General features: G+C 34.7%; 15 protein-coding genes. 14 read left to right on the top strand and 1 reads right to left on the bottom strand.

What is annotated here, in order from left to right; genetic code table 11:
* The first annotated feature begins 120 nt into the window (after nt 1-120).
* The 3 genes from BMY96_RS02260 (at nt 121) to BMY96_RS02250 (ending at nt 5,047) form a co-directional block, all read left to right on the top strand.
* Nucleotides 121-2,235, top strand: a complete 2,115-nt coding sequence (locus tag BMY96_RS02260) for a gliding motility protein RemB (RefSeq protein WP_092848513.1) — start codon at nt 121-123, stop codon at nt 2,233-2,235.
* A gap of 259 nt (nt 2,236-2,494) precedes the next feature.
* The gene (locus tag BMY96_RS02255) at nt 2,495-4,210 is read left to right on the top strand and encodes an amidohydrolase (protein ID WP_092848511.1); all 1,716 of its coding nucleotides are present in this window, start codon (nt 2,495-2,497) and stop codon (nt 4,208-4,210) included.
* A gap of 354 nt (nt 4,211-4,564) precedes the next feature.
* Nucleotides 4,565-5,047, top strand: a complete 483-nt coding sequence (locus BMY96_RS02250; protein ID WP_092848508.1) for a hypothetical protein — start codon at nt 4,565-4,567, stop codon at nt 5,045-5,047.
* A gap of 121 nt (nt 5,048-5,168) precedes the next feature.
* On the opposite strand, the gene BMY96_RS02245 is transcribed toward BMY96_RS02250, so the two are convergent.
* Complete coding sequence (locus BMY96_RS02245; protein WP_092848506.1) at nt 5,169-6,035, bottom strand: MBL fold metallo-hydrolase; 867 nt, start codon at nt 6,033-6,035, stop codon at nt 5,169-5,171.
* A gap of 148 nt (nt 6,036-6,183) precedes the next feature.
* Here BMY96_RS02245 and cyoE point away from each other — a divergent pair, with 148 nt between their 5' ends.
* From cyoE to BMY96_RS02190, 11 genes are all read left to right on the top strand, one after another.
* A complete protein-coding gene (gene cyoE / locus BMY96_RS02240; RefSeq protein WP_092848503.1) occupies nt 6,184-7,077 on the top strand; it encodes a heme o synthase in 894 nt (297 codons plus the stop codon).
* Between the two features lie 3 nt (nt 7,078-7,080).
* Nucleotides 7,081-7,662, top strand: coding sequence for a cytochrome c oxidase subunit 3 (locus BMY96_RS02235; RefSeq protein WP_092848501.1), 582 nt, complete (start codon nt 7,081-7,083; stop codon nt 7,660-7,662).
* Nucleotides 7,663-7,956: 294 nt separating this feature from the next.
* On the top strand, nt 7,957-8,949 hold the full coding sequence (locus BMY96_RS02230; protein WP_092848499.1) for a cytochrome c oxidase subunit 3: 993 nt from the start codon (nt 7,957-7,959) through the stop codon (nt 8,947-8,949).
* A 54-nt stretch (nt 8,950-9,003) separates the two neighbouring features.
* Nucleotides 9,004-9,384, top strand: a complete 381-nt coding sequence (locus BMY96_RS02225) for a cytochrome C oxidase subunit IV family protein (RefSeq protein ID WP_092848496.1) — start codon at nt 9,004-9,006, stop codon at nt 9,382-9,384.
* 352 nt (nt 9,385-9,736) lie between these two features.
* A complete protein-coding gene (locus tag BMY96_RS02220) occupies nt 9,737-10,453 on the top strand; it encodes a hypothetical protein (RefSeq protein WP_092848493.1) in 717 nt (238 codons plus the stop codon).
* 36 nt (nt 10,454-10,489) lie between these two features.
* Nucleotides 10,490-11,230, top strand: coding sequence for an SCO family protein (locus BMY96_RS02215; protein WP_092848490.1), 741 nt, complete (start codon nt 10,490-10,492; stop codon nt 11,228-11,230).
* Complete coding sequence (locus BMY96_RS02210) at nt 11,223-11,756, top strand: DUF420 domain-containing protein (RefSeq protein ID WP_092848485.1); 534 nt, start codon at nt 11,223-11,225, stop codon at nt 11,754-11,756. The genes BMY96_RS02215 and BMY96_RS02210 overlap by 8 nt, the downstream gene beginning before the upstream one ends.
* 3 nt (nt 11,757-11,759) lie before the next feature.
* A complete protein-coding gene (locus BMY96_RS02205) occupies nt 11,760-11,981 on the top strand; it encodes a hypothetical protein (protein ID WP_092848483.1) in 222 nt (73 codons plus the stop codon).
* 92 nt (nt 11,982-12,073) lie between these two features.
* Nucleotides 12,074-12,775 carry an ABC transporter ATP-binding protein gene (locus tag BMY96_RS02200; protein WP_092848481.1) on the top strand — a complete coding sequence of 234 codons (702 nt, stop codon included), beginning with the start codon at nt 12,074-12,076 and terminating at the stop codon, nt 12,773-12,775.
* Nucleotides 12,768-13,997, top strand: a complete 1,230-nt coding sequence (locus BMY96_RS02195; RefSeq protein ID WP_092848478.1) for an ABC transporter permease — start codon at nt 12,768-12,770, stop codon at nt 13,995-13,997. The genes BMY96_RS02200 and BMY96_RS02195 overlap by 8 nt, the downstream gene beginning before the upstream one ends.
* Nucleotides 13,990-15,234, top strand: coding sequence for an ABC transporter permease (locus tag BMY96_RS02190; RefSeq protein ID WP_175473495.1), 1,245 nt, complete (start codon nt 13,990-13,992; stop codon nt 15,232-15,234). Before BMY96_RS02195 ends, BMY96_RS02190 begins: the two co-directional genes overlap by 8 nt.
* The last annotated feature ends 61 nt before the right edge of the window (nt 15,235-15,295 follow it).

The following is a 15,295-nucleotide window of genomic DNA, read 5'->3' as shown; positions in this document are numbered from 1 at the left end:
ACACTTTATTGTGTAACTCCTGTTTTTAGAAGTACTTATCGGGGTATAAATGAGAGTAGAATCTAAAAATATAGTATCTTTCGGCAGTAATACGTTTTAATTAATCCATAATTCTTAAACATGAAGCAATTCATTGTACTAGTCCTACTTTTAGTTCAATATAATTTTTATGCTCAAGATACTTTTTCTCTTGAAAAGCCGCCGGTATTCTCTATTTGTGAAGAGGTAGCTATTACCAACTTACAAAGCTGTTTTAACACCCAAGTGTACAACGAAATTTATAACAATTTTAAGGTACCTACTAATCTTACCGAAGCTGGTTATAAGGGTGAAGTCGTTGTTGTTTTTGAGGTGGATACCACAGGGCAGTTTAAAATTGTGTATACAGATGCTATACATAAAGAGTTAAAGGACGAGGCAAAACGTGTTTTTGCAGAATTTCCAAAAGTACAGCCAGCTACCTATAATGGTAAAAGTACTTTTAAGCAATATTCTTTACCCATAAAAATACCTTTAGTAAATCAGGCTGAAGGTGCAAATAATGCTACTAGCCCTAATACCAATGCTACCAAAGTGATTAATCCATTAGAGTTGGCTGCTAAAAAAGAATACGATAATGTAAATAAAGAATTAAAAGATTTTGAAAACCAATCGTTTAAAAGTCAATTAAATATTCAGTTTACACATAGTGATTATGCACGTTTTGATAGACAAATGAATATGGTTGGTACCAATAGTCATACCGCATCAAAACCATTTGTGTACGAAGAGGTGTCTAAATATTTCGATTTTGAAGCCGAACAAAAAGAACTGCATAAAAATACCGAAACTTGGTTTGGTAAAAAGTTTTGGAACGAACATTTAGTGCAATTACAAAGCGATGATTATTGGTTTACTATTGATCCTATTTTAGATTTACAAGTAGGAGCCGATTCTAATTTAGACGCCGGAACCACCTACAATAACACTAGAGGATTTATGGTGCAAGGTGGATTAGGTAAAAAATTAAATTTCTATGCTTCGGTGTTTGAAAGTCAAGGTCGCTTTGCCGATTATGTAAATAGATATGCCGAAAGTTTAAAAGCCTTTGGTCCAGATCCAGCTATAATTCCTGGGCGTGGTATAGCGAAACGCTTTAAAACCGATTCTTACGATTATCCGGTGGCCGAAGCGTATTTATCTTATGCGCCGGCTAAGTTTATTAACCTGCAATTTGGGCATGGTAAAAATTTCATTGGCGATGGTTACAGATCATTATTACTAAGTGATGTTGCAAGCCCTAGTCCGTTTTTAAAATTAAACACCAAGTTTTGGAAAATTAAATACACCAATACCTGGATGTGGTTAAAAGATGTTAGAGATGCTGTTGAAGTAGATAATGCCTTTTTAACTAAATATATGGCTAACCATTATTTAAGTTGGAACGCTAGTAAACGTTTAAATATAGGTTTGTTTGAGTCCGTTTTATGGACTAACTCCAACAATCGAGGTTTCGATGTTAATTACCTAAATCCTATTATATTTTACAGAGCTATAGAGTTTGAAACCGGACAAGGTGCCGGAAATGCGCTAATGGGCGCAACGGCAAAATACAAATGGAACGATGATGTAAATATATATGGTCAGTTTATTTTAGATGAATTTTCTCTAGGCGATGTAAAAGCAGGTGAGAAAAGCTGGAAAAACAAGTTTGGTTACCAACTAGGTGTTAAATATTATAACGCCTTTAAGGTTGATAATTTATTGCTGCAGTTTGAGTATAACCGTGTGCGTCCTTATACCTATTCGCATAATACCGTGGTGTTAAATTATGCGCACAATAACCAATCGATGGCGCATTTATGGGGCGCAAACTTTAGTGAGGCCGTAATAATTGGTCGTTATCGTTACAAACGTTGGTTTGGCGATGCTAAATTTATTATTGGAACACGCGGATTAGATTTTAATGATGGTACAGACGATTTTAGTTACGGTGGCGATATCTATAGAAATTACAACGAACGCCCTTTCGATATCGGTGTAGAAGTTGGTCAAGGTATAAAAACAACAACCTTTAATGGTAATATACAAGCAGGCTACCTTTTAAACCCTGCAACAAACCTTAAATTGTTTACCGATATAACCGTAAGGAATTTTAATCCAGAAGCTACAACGACCACTACCTTTAAAAATAATACCGTATGGTTTAATTTTGGACTTAGAACCGATTTGTTTAATTGGTATTTCGATAACTAATATGGCCTTGCTTGGGTTGGAATCTAAGAACTATAAGTTGCAATAAATTAAAACCCTCAATAGTAATCTATTGGGGGTTTTTGTAAGAAAAATTGATTATATTTACGAGATAACAGGGATAAAACCCTAACTTTATTTTGAGTTGTTAAAGTGATGTGAATTGTAAAAGTGATTTTATAATGGGTTTGGCGCAATTTAAATATCTTAAACGAAACGATTAAACCAGTCTAATAATCATGAATTCCAAAATAAACTCACAATGAAACTAACTCCATTATTTCTTTTCTTTTTATTTATAAGTGCCAACTCAAGGGCACAAACCATTGAGGTTGATACATTAGCAGATCAAATTTATTTTAACGGAGAGATTTATACAATGGATGATGACCGCCCAATGGTAGAAGCTGTAGCCGTAAAAGCCGATTCAATTCTATCTGTAGGTAGTAAGGAAGGTATTATGAAGTTAAAAGGGGATAAAACCCAACTCTTCGATTTAAAAGGCAAGACTATGATTCCTGGTTTAATAGAGGGGCATGCCCATTTATATTATCTTGGAGTAAATTTATTGGAAGTTGACTTGGTCGGGGCTAAGAGTTATGAAGAGGCTATTGAAAGAGTCGCAGAAAAAGCAAAAAACACGCCGAAAGGAGAATGGATTTTAGCAAACGGATGGCATCATGATAAGTGGGATACGCAACCTACATTAATCAATGGGTATCCTACAAATAAGTTGTTATCTGCTGCTATACCAGATCATCCTGTTATTCTTGTACATGCTTCTGGACATATCATAATTATTAATCAAAAAGCTATGGATATTGCAGGTATCAATTCAAAGACACCTCAACCAGATGGCGGCGAAATAATTAAAGATTTAAATGGTGAACCAACCGGAATTCTTAATGAAATTGCAGGAGATTTAGTATATAAGTACTTACCTGAACCCACAAAGGAAGATGTAAAAGAAGCAGTAACTTTAGCTTTAGAAGAGTGCTTTAAAAATGGTATCACAGGATTTCATGATGCAGGTTCAGGTGGCTACATGGTAAACCTTTTTGAAGAAATGGCATCGCAAAACCTAATTAAACTAAGGCTGTATGTTATGCTTCGCGGAACACAACCCGAACTTCTAAAATATTCTTTTAAGAGAGGTATTCAAGTGAACTTATACGACAATCAACTAACCATTAGATCTATTAAACTAATGGCAGATGGGGCTTTAGGCTCAAGAGGTGCTTGGTTATTGGAGGAGTATACGGATGCTCCCGGAGAACATGGTCATGTTGTAACACCGTTAAAGGATATTAATAAAATTGTTAAAAATGCTTATAAAAACGGTTTTCAAGTAGGCATACATGCCATAGGTGACCGAGCAACTCGTGAGGTTTTGGATATTTATGAGAGCACCTTTAAGACGCAATCTTCAAACGGTTCAAAAGATGCAAGATTTAGAATAGAACATGCCCAACATTTCGATCCAGCAGACATTCTTAGGGTTGCAGAATTAGATGTTATTCTGGCAATGCAGGCTATTCATATGTCTTCAGATAGACCTTGGGCCATTGATCGTCTAGGAGAGAAGCGTATTAAAGAAGGTGCTTATATATGGCAGACCTTATTAAAATCTGGAGCAAAGATTGTAAATGGAACCGATGCACCTGTAGAACCCCTAAATCCTATGGCTGGCTTTTATGCGTCAGTATCGAGAAAAACTTTAAAAGGTATGCCAGATGGTGGTTACGAGCCTCTGCAGAAAATGACCAGAAATCAAGCACTCAAATCTTATACATTGGATGCTGCCTATGCCGCATTTCAAGAAAATGACAAAGGAAGTATAGAAGTTGGAAAATGGGCAGATTTTACCATTCTAGACAGAAATATAATGACAATTCCAGAAAATCAAATATTAGACACTAAGGTTGCTATGACTATTATTGGAGGAGACATAGTTTTTGATGATAAAAAGACTGATTAAAAAGTCTCTAATAGATTTCCCTGTAATTATACATTATGAAAACCTAACTAAACACGCTCCTCTGCTAGTACGAGAGTCCCGCTCGTGCCCTCAAGAGTTAGTAAGATTTAGGTTTTAGTTTTAAAATAAAGTTGAGGGTTGTTTTATTGACGGCACAAGCAAGCTGCTTGCGCTAGCTGAGGGGATTAAAAACTAAATTATTATTTGTGCCTTATAATGTATATAGTCCATTTTTAGTTCTATCCTACTTACAATTTATTTCTGCGGAATGTTCCAATCGATTTGTATTCGCTAAATTAGCTGCTTCAGACTCAATGTAATATATGTAAGACCTTTAACGCCAATTAAAACTCAATGAATCTAATTTTTAAACATCCTTGGATATTATTAATTGCATTTACAATTTTGAACGGATTAGTTCTTAAATCGCGCTCTAAAAAGTATATTGAAGCAAATCCCGAATTAGAAAAAGGTTATGAGAACTATTTTAAAGGTTGGATGTTTTATGGTAATATTCCGTGGGTTATAATAATGATTGGAAATTTAAGTGGCTTGACTCAAAACCTATTCGATTATTTTAACCCTAAAGTAATGAATCCAATAGTTGTTACTTTTCATTTTTCAATAATCGTTCTATGGGTTTTAAGTGTGCGATGGATTTATTTTAGAAATGGAGCAGAATTTATTGAAAAACATCCTGGGTTATTTCGAATATCAAGCTTGAATGGGGTTTCTTACGCTACAGCAAAACAAGTTAAATTATTTTTTCCTTTAATGATTTTAGGAGGAATAATAGGAATGTATTTTATGTGGACAATGGATTTCCAAATCCCTTAGCTAGCGCGAGCGTCCCGCTCGTGACCTCAAGAGTGAGTAAGATTTAGGTTTTATTGTTAAAATAAAGTTGACGTTTAATTTATAGACGGTGCAAACAAGATAAATGTAGTATAACCAAAAATTACTCCTTCAAGCCCTTATAAAACGTACGTCTAATTTTTTCGGAAGAAATAAAGCAACAGCCATAATTAAGGTCGTCGTAGGTTTTGGTAAGCGCGCTATTTGCCGCCACTTCGTCTTCGGTTTTCCCTTGGCTAATTTCGGTTTCAATGCTGCTTTTTAAGGTTTCCATCATATTTAAAAAGTTGCTGTATTCGGCTTTGTTAGATAGGTTGCCATGCCCAGGAATAATTTTAGTCTCGTCGTCAATTAAAATAAGAGCACTTTTTACAGCGTTTATATAGCCATTTATAGATCCACCAGAATTTAAATCGATGTAAGGATAACGTCCGTTAAAAAAAGTATCGCCTGTGTGTAGTACGTTACTTTTTGTAAAATATAGCATAGCGTCGCCATCGGTATGCGCGTTATCCACATGAAAAATAAGCACCTGCTCGCCGTTTATATATAAACTTAGTTTATCGTTAAAGCTTATTACAGGCAACGACGCATCGTTTTGTTTCGGGTTGTCTTTAATGCGTTTATACACATTGTCGTGCGCAATAATGGGTGTTTGTAATTTGGCAATGTTTTCGTTTCCGCCGGTATGGTCGCCATGGTGATGTGTATTAGCTAAATAGGCAATAGGTTTATCGCTTAGTGTTTTTATGGCCGTTAAAATTTTGGGTGTTAAGGTAGCAAATTGGCTATCGATCATTAAAACACCATCATTGCCAATAGAAATTCCAATATTTCCACCTTGGCCTTCAAGCATATAAATGTTGTTGGTAAGTTGGTGTGTGGTAATGGTAACCTCTTTTTTTTGTGCAACACCTACAAAGGCGATACCAAATAAGGCGATGCTAATAATTGATTTTAAAAATTTCATTTCTAAGCGTTTTTTTTTAGATTACTAAAAATACAACTTTTTAGGTGAGTATGGTTTGTTTTAATTTACCATTAAAAACCATTGGTGAAATTGCTTTTATAGAGTATCTTTGCACTCGCAATATTAAAGCCGTCAAGGATATAGACCATTGAGCAAATCGAAAACTACAATAGCAAAGCCTTCTGTACTATCAGATTTTAAAGAAATCACGAAAATGCGATTAGCATTGAGTGTGGTGTTTTCGTCGCTTGCGGGATATTTACTTGGTGTAGAAACGGTCGATTTTAAAACCTTAACCCTACTAGCTTTTGGTGGGTATTTTATGGTAGGTGCATCAAACGCCTTTAATCAAATTATAGAAAAAGATTTAGATGCTTTAATGGATAGGACTAAAAACAGACCTATTCCTTCAGGCCGTATGTCGGTAAACACCGCGTTTATAATTGCAACGCTTTTTACAATTTTAGGTATTGGTATTTTGTACACCATAAATAAGCAAACCGCTATGTTTGGTGCTATATCTATTTTTATTTATACCTGTATGTATACGCCATTAAAAACAAAAACACCTATTGCGGTTTTTGTTGGGGCTATACCGGGCGCTATCCCATTCATGCTAGGTTGGGTTGCAGCTACTAACGATTTTGGTATAGAACCAGGCACCTTATTTGCTTTACAGTTTTTTTGGCAGTTTCCGCATTTTTGGGCTATTGGCTGGTTTCTGTACGACGATTATAAAAAAGGAGGCTTTTTTATGTTGCCTACAGGAAAACAAGATAAAGCAACTGCAGTACAATGTATTATGTACACCATTTGGACCATACTAGTATCCATAGTGCCCGTGTTTGGGTTTACGGGTAGGTTACAACTATCGGTTGTGGCTATGGTATTGGTGTTATTAGCAGGTTTATGGATGTTGTATTATGCTATTGGCTTATTTAAAAAAATGACCGAAAAAGCTGCTAAACAATTAATGCTAGTCAGTGTATCTTATATTACACTGGTGCAAATTATTTATGTGGTAGATAAATTTATTAGATAAATTATGGATTTAACTCAAGGAACACGCGAAGAGAAAAATAGCAGAGCCAAAAAAATGATGCTTTGGTTTGGTATTGTATCACTTATTATGTCGTTTGCAGGCTGGACCAGTGCTTTTGTAGTGAGTAGTTCCAGGCCAGATTGGTTAAAAGATTTTGTTTTACCCAACGCTTTTATAATTAGTACAGTTGTAATTATAGTAAGTAGTATTACTTTTATTTTAGCTAAACGGGCTTTAAAAAGTGGCAACCAAAAAGCAACTATGTTATGGTTGGTGTCAACATTAGTGCTAGGTTGTGTATTTATTTATAACCAGTTTGCAGGTTTTAGACAAATTATAGATTTAGGCTATAATTTTACCGGGCCAACTAGTAATGTAACCATGTCTTACATTTATTTAATTGCTATTGTGCATATTTTGCACGTGGTGGTAGGATTAATTTGTTTATTGGTTGTAATTTATAATCATTTTAAACAAAAGTATACTAAAGATAAAATGTTGGGACTAGAATTAGCAGGAACGTTTTGGCATTTTATAGATATTTTGTGGGTTTACCTATTTTTATTTTTATACTTTGTAAGATAATAGAGTTAAGGGTAAGCCTTTTAATTAGTTGTGTTATAACGGTTTTAACGGGTAGTTGCGTTAGGGATTGAGGCTTTGTTGAAGCTCGCCGACGTAGGAGGAAGCGACTGCCGAAAGCCCGACTTTTTGTGTTCTATACAGGTTTTTTAAACCTTTAATTTGCTAACAAAAAGGAACGCCCAAAGTATTTTTAGTACCGATTACTTTTAAGTGATTAATTTTTAAAGCATGATGTTTTATTAGATGAATAAAATGATTATTTTTGTCCAACTTTATAAATAACAACCATTATATATGAGTACAGCAGTAGCAGAAGGCAAAACTTGGGAAGGCGGAAACGAGCCACTTAAAGTAAGTTACGGTAAAATGATGATGTGGTTTTTCATCGTATCGGATGCCTTAACATTCTCTGGGTTTTTAGCAGCCTACGGATTTTCAAGATTTAAATTTATTGATGCATGGCCAATTGCCGATGAGGTGTTTACCCACTTTCCATTTTTACACGGTGTAGATGCGCCAATGTATTATGTAGCTTTTATGACGTTTATATTAATTATATCGTCTGTAACTATGGTATTAGCCGTTGATGCTGGACACCATTTAAACAAAAGCAAAGTAACCATTTACATGTTTTTAACCATTGTTTTTGGTTTAATATTCGTAGGATCTCAAGCTTGGGAATGGAATACTTTTATTAAAGGTGATTATGGTGCTGTACAAACTAAAGGTGGTAACATTTTACAATTTGGGCATTATGTAGATAAAGATGGCGAGCAAGTTTTTAAACGTGTAGCTGTTAGAGATTTTGCTGTAAGTGCAGCGCACCAAGAAAGAGCACAACACGAAAGTAGAAATGGTATTTGGTTTGCTAGCGAAGGGGCTTTGCCTGCTTATACCATGGACGAGGTTATACACGGTTTTCAAGCCAATAAAGATGTTTTAATACGTACTCAAATTATTAACGAGCACGGAGAAAAAACAGTATTATCTAGAGAAGAGTCTATAAATCAATTAATGAAAAACGGTAAGTTATACGTTGAGGGTGCTAACCTTCATGTAAACGAATACGGATCGCCGCTTTTTGCAGATTTCTTTTTCTTTATTACAGGATTTCACGGGTTTCACGTATTCTCTGGTGTAATAATTAACATTATTATTTTCTTTAATGTTGTATTAGGAACTTACGAAAGACGCGGAAGCTACGAAATGGTAGAGAAAGTTGGTCTTTACTGGCACTTTGTAGATTTAGTTTGGGTATTTGTATTCACATTCTTCTACCTAGTATAATAAATAATTTTTTTCATTTCCTTACAGAAGGAAATCTTTTAAACCAAAGAGAAAATGGCACAAGAACATAAATTAGAAATATTTAGAGGACTTTGGAAATTTAAGTCTAACATTCAAAAAATTTGGGGTGTATTATTATTCCTTTCAATAGTAACAACCATAGAGGTTGTTTTAGGTATCATTAAGCCAGAATGGTCAATGGCACACGTATTAGGAATGAAAATATTAAACTGGATATTCATTATACTAACCATTGTAAAAGCCTATTACATTACCTGGGATTTTATGCACATGCGCGACGAAACTAGCGGATTAAGACGTGCCGTGGTTTGGACAGCAATATTTTTAATCCTTTACCTAACCTTTATCTTATTACAAGAAGGTGGTTACGTATTTGAGGTTTACGATAACGGATATATTAAGCGCGATTTTTAAGCCTAACAACACATAAACACAAATCCTGCCAATTGGCGGGATTTTTTTTGCCATAAAAAGTTTTGGGCGCTACCACACCCTTCGTCTATGCTCAGGGCAGGCGGTCGGGCTTTTCGCTGTATCTTTTTAAAAAGTTTTGGTTAAGAGCGAGCAACATAGCAAGTGGTTAGCTTTTTGTTTGCAATAGCTTTTGTTTTATAAAGTTTTAAAAAGGATGCCGCTGCAATCCCTAGCGCACACATCTGCCAAGGTTGTTGTAATACTAAGTTAAATAATAGAATATAAGCGGTTATTACCTGCGCTTTTTTTATTTTTGCAACTCAAATAAAAACAACATAAATTCAGGTTTTTAATGGATTACAAAAAGGTAAGTCGGTATGTAGTTTTAGGAATATTATTCTTCCTTCCTGTAACGTTTTTACTGTTTTTATATCCCGCTACACATAACTACACGCCATTGGATATTGTAAACGAATCGGTTTTAGATATCGAAGCCTTTACATCCGAAACCGAAGATCCAGTCCTTTTAAAAGACCATATTACAGTTCTTGGTTTTTTTGGAAACCATCCGGAGCAAAGCAGCACGATAGCCTTAAATTTAAAGGAATTGGTTTACGATAAATTTAAAGGGTTTAAACGATTTCAGGTGGTAGCACTTATGCCAAAAGGTAGCGAGGAAGCAGCTAAAGTTTTAAAGGCCGAAATTAGTTCGTATCAAGACTTAAGATTTTGGCACTTTGTGTATGGCGAACCAGCCGATATTAAGCGTATATATTTTAGTTTAAAAACTAAAGAAAATCTATCTAGCAATTTAACAAGCAACCAAGTTTTTGTAGTTGATAAAGATTTAAACCAGCGCGGACGTTTGGATGATAGAACAGATAGCGAATTAGAAAAAGACAAAGCCGTTTACGGGCTTTATGGCTACAATTGTATTGAAGTAAGCGAAATAAAAAATAAAATGAGCGACGATTTGCGTATTCTATTTACCGAGTACAGGCAAAAACGTAAAGGCGATTTTGATCCTAGTTCTTCAAGAACCGAAGATATAAGTGTAGAAAAGAAATAAGTCCCGTCTTAAAAGAAGATTTGTAAAGTATTTAAAATGAAAAAAACGAATTATTCATACATAGGTATAGCGTTTACCATTCTGGTTTTCGGAATAATTTTTATTCCTAGAATAGTCGATAGAATTTCCAATGGCGATATTTCAAGGCAAGAAAGCAGAAGCGACCAACCTAAAGAGGTAGACGAAAAAAAGTCCGATTTAGTATTTATACAAAACAATGGTGTAAACCGTAAGGTGCCAGATTTTTCGTTTACAAATCAGGATGGCAAAACCATTACCAATCAAGATTTTGAAGGCAAAGTGTATGTTATAGAATTCTTTTTTACAACATGCCCAACCATTTGTCCTAGGATGAATAGTAACTTGGCTCAAATTCAAAACGAGTTTGAAGGTTTTGAAGATTTTGGAGTGGCTTCGTTTACTATTAATCCAGAACATGATACGCCCGAAGTTTTAAAAACCTATGCCGAAAAATATGGCATTACAAACCCAAATTGGCATTTATTAACGGGAAGTAAAGAGGCTATTTACGAGTTGGCAAATAAAGGTTTTTATATTTATACAGCCGAAAACCCAGATGTTCAAGGTGGTTTTGAGCACTCTGGAAATTTTGCTTTAATCGATAAAAACGGATTTGTGCGCAGCAGAGAAATGCAAGGAAACCCTATAATTTATTATAATGGTATTACCTCGGAATCCGAAAAAACAGACGAAGATGGTAAACTAGAAGAAATAAGTGCCCTAAAAGAAGATATTAAAAAGTTGCTAAATGAGTAATACAGAAAACACCTTAGACGATAAAAAGTATAATAAACTAATTGTAATACTTTCGGTAGTAATACCCGTTGCGGTAGCTGCGCTTTTTGGAATTAAAATAGATGTAGAACTGCCTGTTTTTTTACCACCAATTTACGCGAGTACTAACGCGCTAACGGCTTTAGTTTTGGTATTGGCATTTATAGCCATACAAAAGAAAAACATAAAACTACACGAAAGGTTAATAAAGGTAGCTATAGTATTATCTGTTTTGTTTTTAATAATGTATATCGCTTACCACATGACTAGCAATTCTACACCATTTGGAGGTGAAGGTGGAGCAAAGTATTTTTATTATTTTATACTGATAACTCATATTTTGCTATCCATAATAGTAATTCCGTTTGTATTAATAACCTATGTAAAGGCTATTACTAATAACATAGAGAAACATAAAAGAATAGCTAAAATAACGTTTCCGTTGTGGCTATATGTTGCCATTACTGGTGTTGTAGTATTTATAATGATTTCTCCTTATTACGCTTAAGCAATGAAACGTAAAATTATATTTTTTCTTTTTTCACTGTTGTTTGTTATTAAAACAAATGCGCAATGTGCTATGTGTCGTGCCGTGTTAGAAAGTGAATCTGGGCAAACAACAGCCGAAGGAATTAACGATGGCATTGTATATTTAATGGCTATACCATATATACTTGTTGCTGGGCTTGGTTATTTTATTTACAGGAAGTATAGTTCTAAAAAAAGTAATTAGAAATTTTTTAGTGTTTTTTGTAACATTTAATGGGCTAGATAGTCTTATTGTAATATGTGCTGTGTATTAGCGCACTAAATCAATCAAAAAATATGTTAAAAATCCATCAGCTTAATAAGTCTTATCCTATTGGAGATTCTAGTTTACATGTTTTAAAAGGTATAAATCTTAATGTTGAAGAAGGCGAAATGGTTGCCATTATGGGATCTTCGGGTTCGGGCAAATCTACGTTGCTTAATATTATTGGAATGTTAGATGAGGCTGATTCTGGCGAATATATTTTAGATGGCCTTCCAATTAAAAATCTAACCGAAAAAAAAGCAGCCGTTTACCGAAATAAGTTTCTGGGCTTTATTTTTCAGTCTTTCAATTTAATAAATTATAAAAATGCTGCCGAAAACGTGGCGCTACCCTTATATTATCAAGGGATAAAGCGTAAGGAACGTCAAGAGCAAGCCATGTTTCATTTAGGTAAAGTAGGTTTAGCAGATTGGGCTAAACATTTACCAAAGGAGCTTTCTGGTGGACAAAAACAGCGTGTTGCTATTGCTAGAGCCTTAGCAGCAAATCCTAAATTATTACTTGCCGATGAGCCAACAGGAGCCTTAGATACCAAAACATCACATGATATTATGGCTTTTATTCAGCAATTAAACGATGAAGGTAAAACCATTTTAATGGTAACTCACGAAGAGGATATTGCTAATATGTGTAAACGTATTGTACGCCTTAAAGATGGTGTTATTATGGAAGATGTTAAGGTAACTCAAGATAGAGCCGAAAATTATGTTTGATTTAGACCTTTGGCGCGAAATATTTCAGAGTATTAATATGAATAGAACCAGGAGCCTTCTCTCTGGGTTTACTGTGGCTTTTGCCATCTTATTATTTACCATTCTTTTCGGAATTGCCAATGGTTTACAAAATACATTTGCCGAAGCTTTTGTCGATGATGCCAATAACTCTATTACTGTGCAATCGGGACGAACAACTAAAGCCAATAAAGGGCTTCAGGTTGGGAGACAAATACAGTTTAAAAACGAAGATTTCGATTACATAAAAGAAGAATTTGAGGGTAAAGTAGAATACATTACCGCAAGAATTTATAAAAACTTCCAAGCTTCTTTTAGAGGCGAACAAAATGTGTATGATATTCGTGCGGTGCATCCCGATCATCAGTTTTTAGAGAAAACAATAATGAAGGAAGGTCGGTATATTAACCAAAACGACTTAAACAGTAAAACAAAATGTATTGTTATAGGTAGGTTAGTAGAAGAAGACTTGTTTTTAAAAACCACGGCTTTGGGTAAATATCTTAATCTTGGCGGCATTCAATTTAAGGTTGTAGGTATTTTTACAGATGATGGTGGCGATAACGAAGAACGTAAAATTTACATGCCAGTTACTACGGCGCAGCATTTATATGGTAATAATGATTATATCGATCAAATTAACTTAACCTATAATCCAGAAATGGATTACGACCAAGCCTTAGCTTTTAGTACGCTACTTACAAAAAAAATGAAGAATAGGTTTTCGGTAGCTCGAAGCGATCAACGCGCCATTCGTGTGCGTAATATGGCAGAAGGTACCAAAGCTGTTAGCCAAATGACGGTTGGGTTAACATTTATTATCCTAATTATTGGGTTAGGAACTTTAATTGCAGGTATTGTAGGTGTAAGTAATATTATGATTTTTATAGTTAAAGAACGCACCAAGGAAATAGGTATTCGTAAGGCTTTAGGAGCTTCACCAAAATCTATAGTTTCTATAATTTTAATAGAGTCTATTTTTATAACAGCAATAGCCGGATATGTTGGGTTATTGTTGGGTATTGGCGTGTTAGAAATTGTAAAGCCATATTTGGTAGAGTATTTTATAAAAGACCCTGGTGTTAGCAATAGCTTGGTTGTTGGCGCAACACTCACTTTAATTATAGCAGGAGCCATTGCAGGTTATTTGCCAGCTAAAAAAGCATCAGAAATTAAACCCATAGTAGCACTAAGAAATGATTAAATTTTTATTCGATAGAGATACGTGGCAAGAAGTTTTTGATAGCTTTAGTAAAAATAAACTAAGGTCTATTTTAACTATGGTTGGGGTATGGTGGGGTATTTTATTACTCATTGGGCTTTTGGGGTCTGCAAAAGGGTTAGAGAATTCTTTTAATCGTTTATTTGGAAGTTTTGCTACCAATAGCGTATTTGTTTGGGGGCAAAGTACAAGTAAGCCATTTCAAGGGTTTCAAGAAGGTCGACGCGTTAATTTGTCTTTAACTGATGCTAAAAAAGTAGAAGAGAATGTAGAGGGTATTGAGTTTTTGGTACCTAGAAATCAAAATCAAGCTACCGTTGTTAGAAACTTTCTTTCTAGTTCGTTTTCTATAAATGGCGATTACCCTTTGCTAGATCAGGTTCAAAAGAAAAATTTGATTCACGGTCGTTTTATTAACCAAAATGACATTGACCATAATAAAAAAGTAGTGGTTATTTCAGAAGAAGCTTATAAACAACTCTTTGAAAAAGACGAAATGCCAATTGGGGAATATATCGAGATCAATAAAATCAATTTTATGGTTATTGGTATGTTCGAAAACGGAAATGTAAACATGGGGCCAACCTCAGATATGCATATTCCATTTACAACCTTTCAACAAATATATAATCAAGGCGATCAAATTGGATGGATGATGATAACCGGTAAACCCGATTATAATATTAAACAAATAGAAGAAGACGCCAAACTATTACTTAAAAACCTTAATGGTATACACCCTAAAGATCAACGTGCCTTTGGTAGTTTTAACTTAGGTAGCGAATTTGCTAAAGTAACAGGGTTTTTAACGGGTATGCAGTTTTTAACTTGGTTTGTAGGTATTGCTACCTTAATAGCCGGTGTTTTTGCTATTGGTAATATTCTATTAATCACGGTTAAAGAGCGTACTAAAGAAATTGGTGTACGACGCGCATTGGGTGCCACACCTTTCGAGATTAAAAGGCAAATTGTTGTAGAAGCCGTGTTTTTAACCATTGTGGCGGGACTATTTGGGATTATTACTGGCGGTTGGATTTTAATTTTATTGGACCACCTTTTTGGGCAAGGCGAAGATGCAGCCATTGTAAACGCCTCGGTATCCATATCGGTGGTATTTATAGCATTAGTAATATTAGTGGTGTTAGGGACTTTAATAGGTTTAATTCCTGCCTTTAAAGCAACAAGCATTAAACCAATTGAAGCATTAAGAGAAGAATAAACAATCAAAAAAAAGTGAATCTTCTATGGCGTTAAAAATCGTTTTCTGTAGTAAACTAGAT

This window comes from Algibacter pectinivorans, assembly GCF_900112595.1.
Lineage (GTDB): Bacteria > Bacteroidota > Bacteroidia > Flavobacteriales > Flavobacteriaceae > Algibacter_B > Algibacter_B pectinivorans.
Note: the sequence above shows the minus strand (reverse complement) of the source record. Positions and strands in the feature narration are given on the sequence as shown.

Excerpts from the sequence above, each read along its gene's own strand:
- BMY96_RS02250 (WP_092848508.1), top strand. The coding sequence starts at position 4,565 with ATGAATCTAATTTTTAAACATCCTTGGATATTATTAATTGCATTTACA.
- BMY96_RS02260 (WP_092848513.1), top strand. The coding sequence starts at position 121 with ATGAAGCAATTCATTGTACTAGTCCTACTTTTAGTTCAATATAATTTT.
- BMY96_RS02215 (WP_092848490.1), top strand. The coding sequence starts at position 10,490 with ATGAAAAAAACGAATTATTCATACATAGGTATAGCGTTTACCATTCTG.
- BMY96_RS02225 (WP_092848496.1), top strand. The coding sequence starts at position 9,004 with ATGGCACAAGAACATAAATTAGAAATATTTAGAGGACTTTGGAAATTT.
- BMY96_RS02205 (WP_092848483.1), top strand. The coding sequence starts at position 11,760 with ATGAAACGTAAAATTATATTTTTTCTTTTTTCACTGTTGTTTGTTATT.
- BMY96_RS02200 (WP_092848481.1), top strand. The coding sequence starts at position 12,074 with ATGTTAAAAATCCATCAGCTTAATAAGTCTTATCCTATTGGAGATTCT.
- BMY96_RS02230 (WP_092848499.1), top strand. The coding sequence starts at position 7,957 with ATGAGTACAGCAGTAGCAGAAGGCAAAACTTGGGAAGGCGGAAACGAG.
- BMY96_RS02220 (WP_092848493.1), top strand. The coding sequence starts at position 9,737 with ATGGATTACAAAAAGGTAAGTCGGTATGTAGTTTTAGGAATATTATTC.
- BMY96_RS02190 (WP_175473495.1), top strand. The coding sequence starts at position 13,990 with ATGATTAAATTTTTATTCGATAGAGATACGTGGCAAGAAGTTTTTGAT.
- BMY96_RS02245 (WP_092848506.1), bottom strand. The coding sequence starts at position 6,035 with ATGAAATTTTTAAAATCAATTATTAGCATCGCCTTATTTGGTATCGCC.
- BMY96_RS02235 (WP_092848501.1), top strand. The coding sequence starts at position 7,081 with ATGGATTTAACTCAAGGAACACGCGAAGAGAAAAATAGCAGAGCCAAA.
- BMY96_RS02255 (WP_092848511.1), top strand. The coding sequence starts at position 2,495 with ATGAAACTAACTCCATTATTTCTTTTCTTTTTATTTATAAGTGCCAAC.
- BMY96_RS02195 (WP_092848478.1), top strand. The coding sequence starts at position 12,768 with ATGTTTGATTTAGACCTTTGGCGCGAAATATTTCAGAGTATTAATATG.
- BMY96_RS02210 (WP_092848485.1), top strand. The coding sequence starts at position 11,223 with ATGAGTAATACAGAAAACACCTTAGACGATAAAAAGTATAATAAACTA.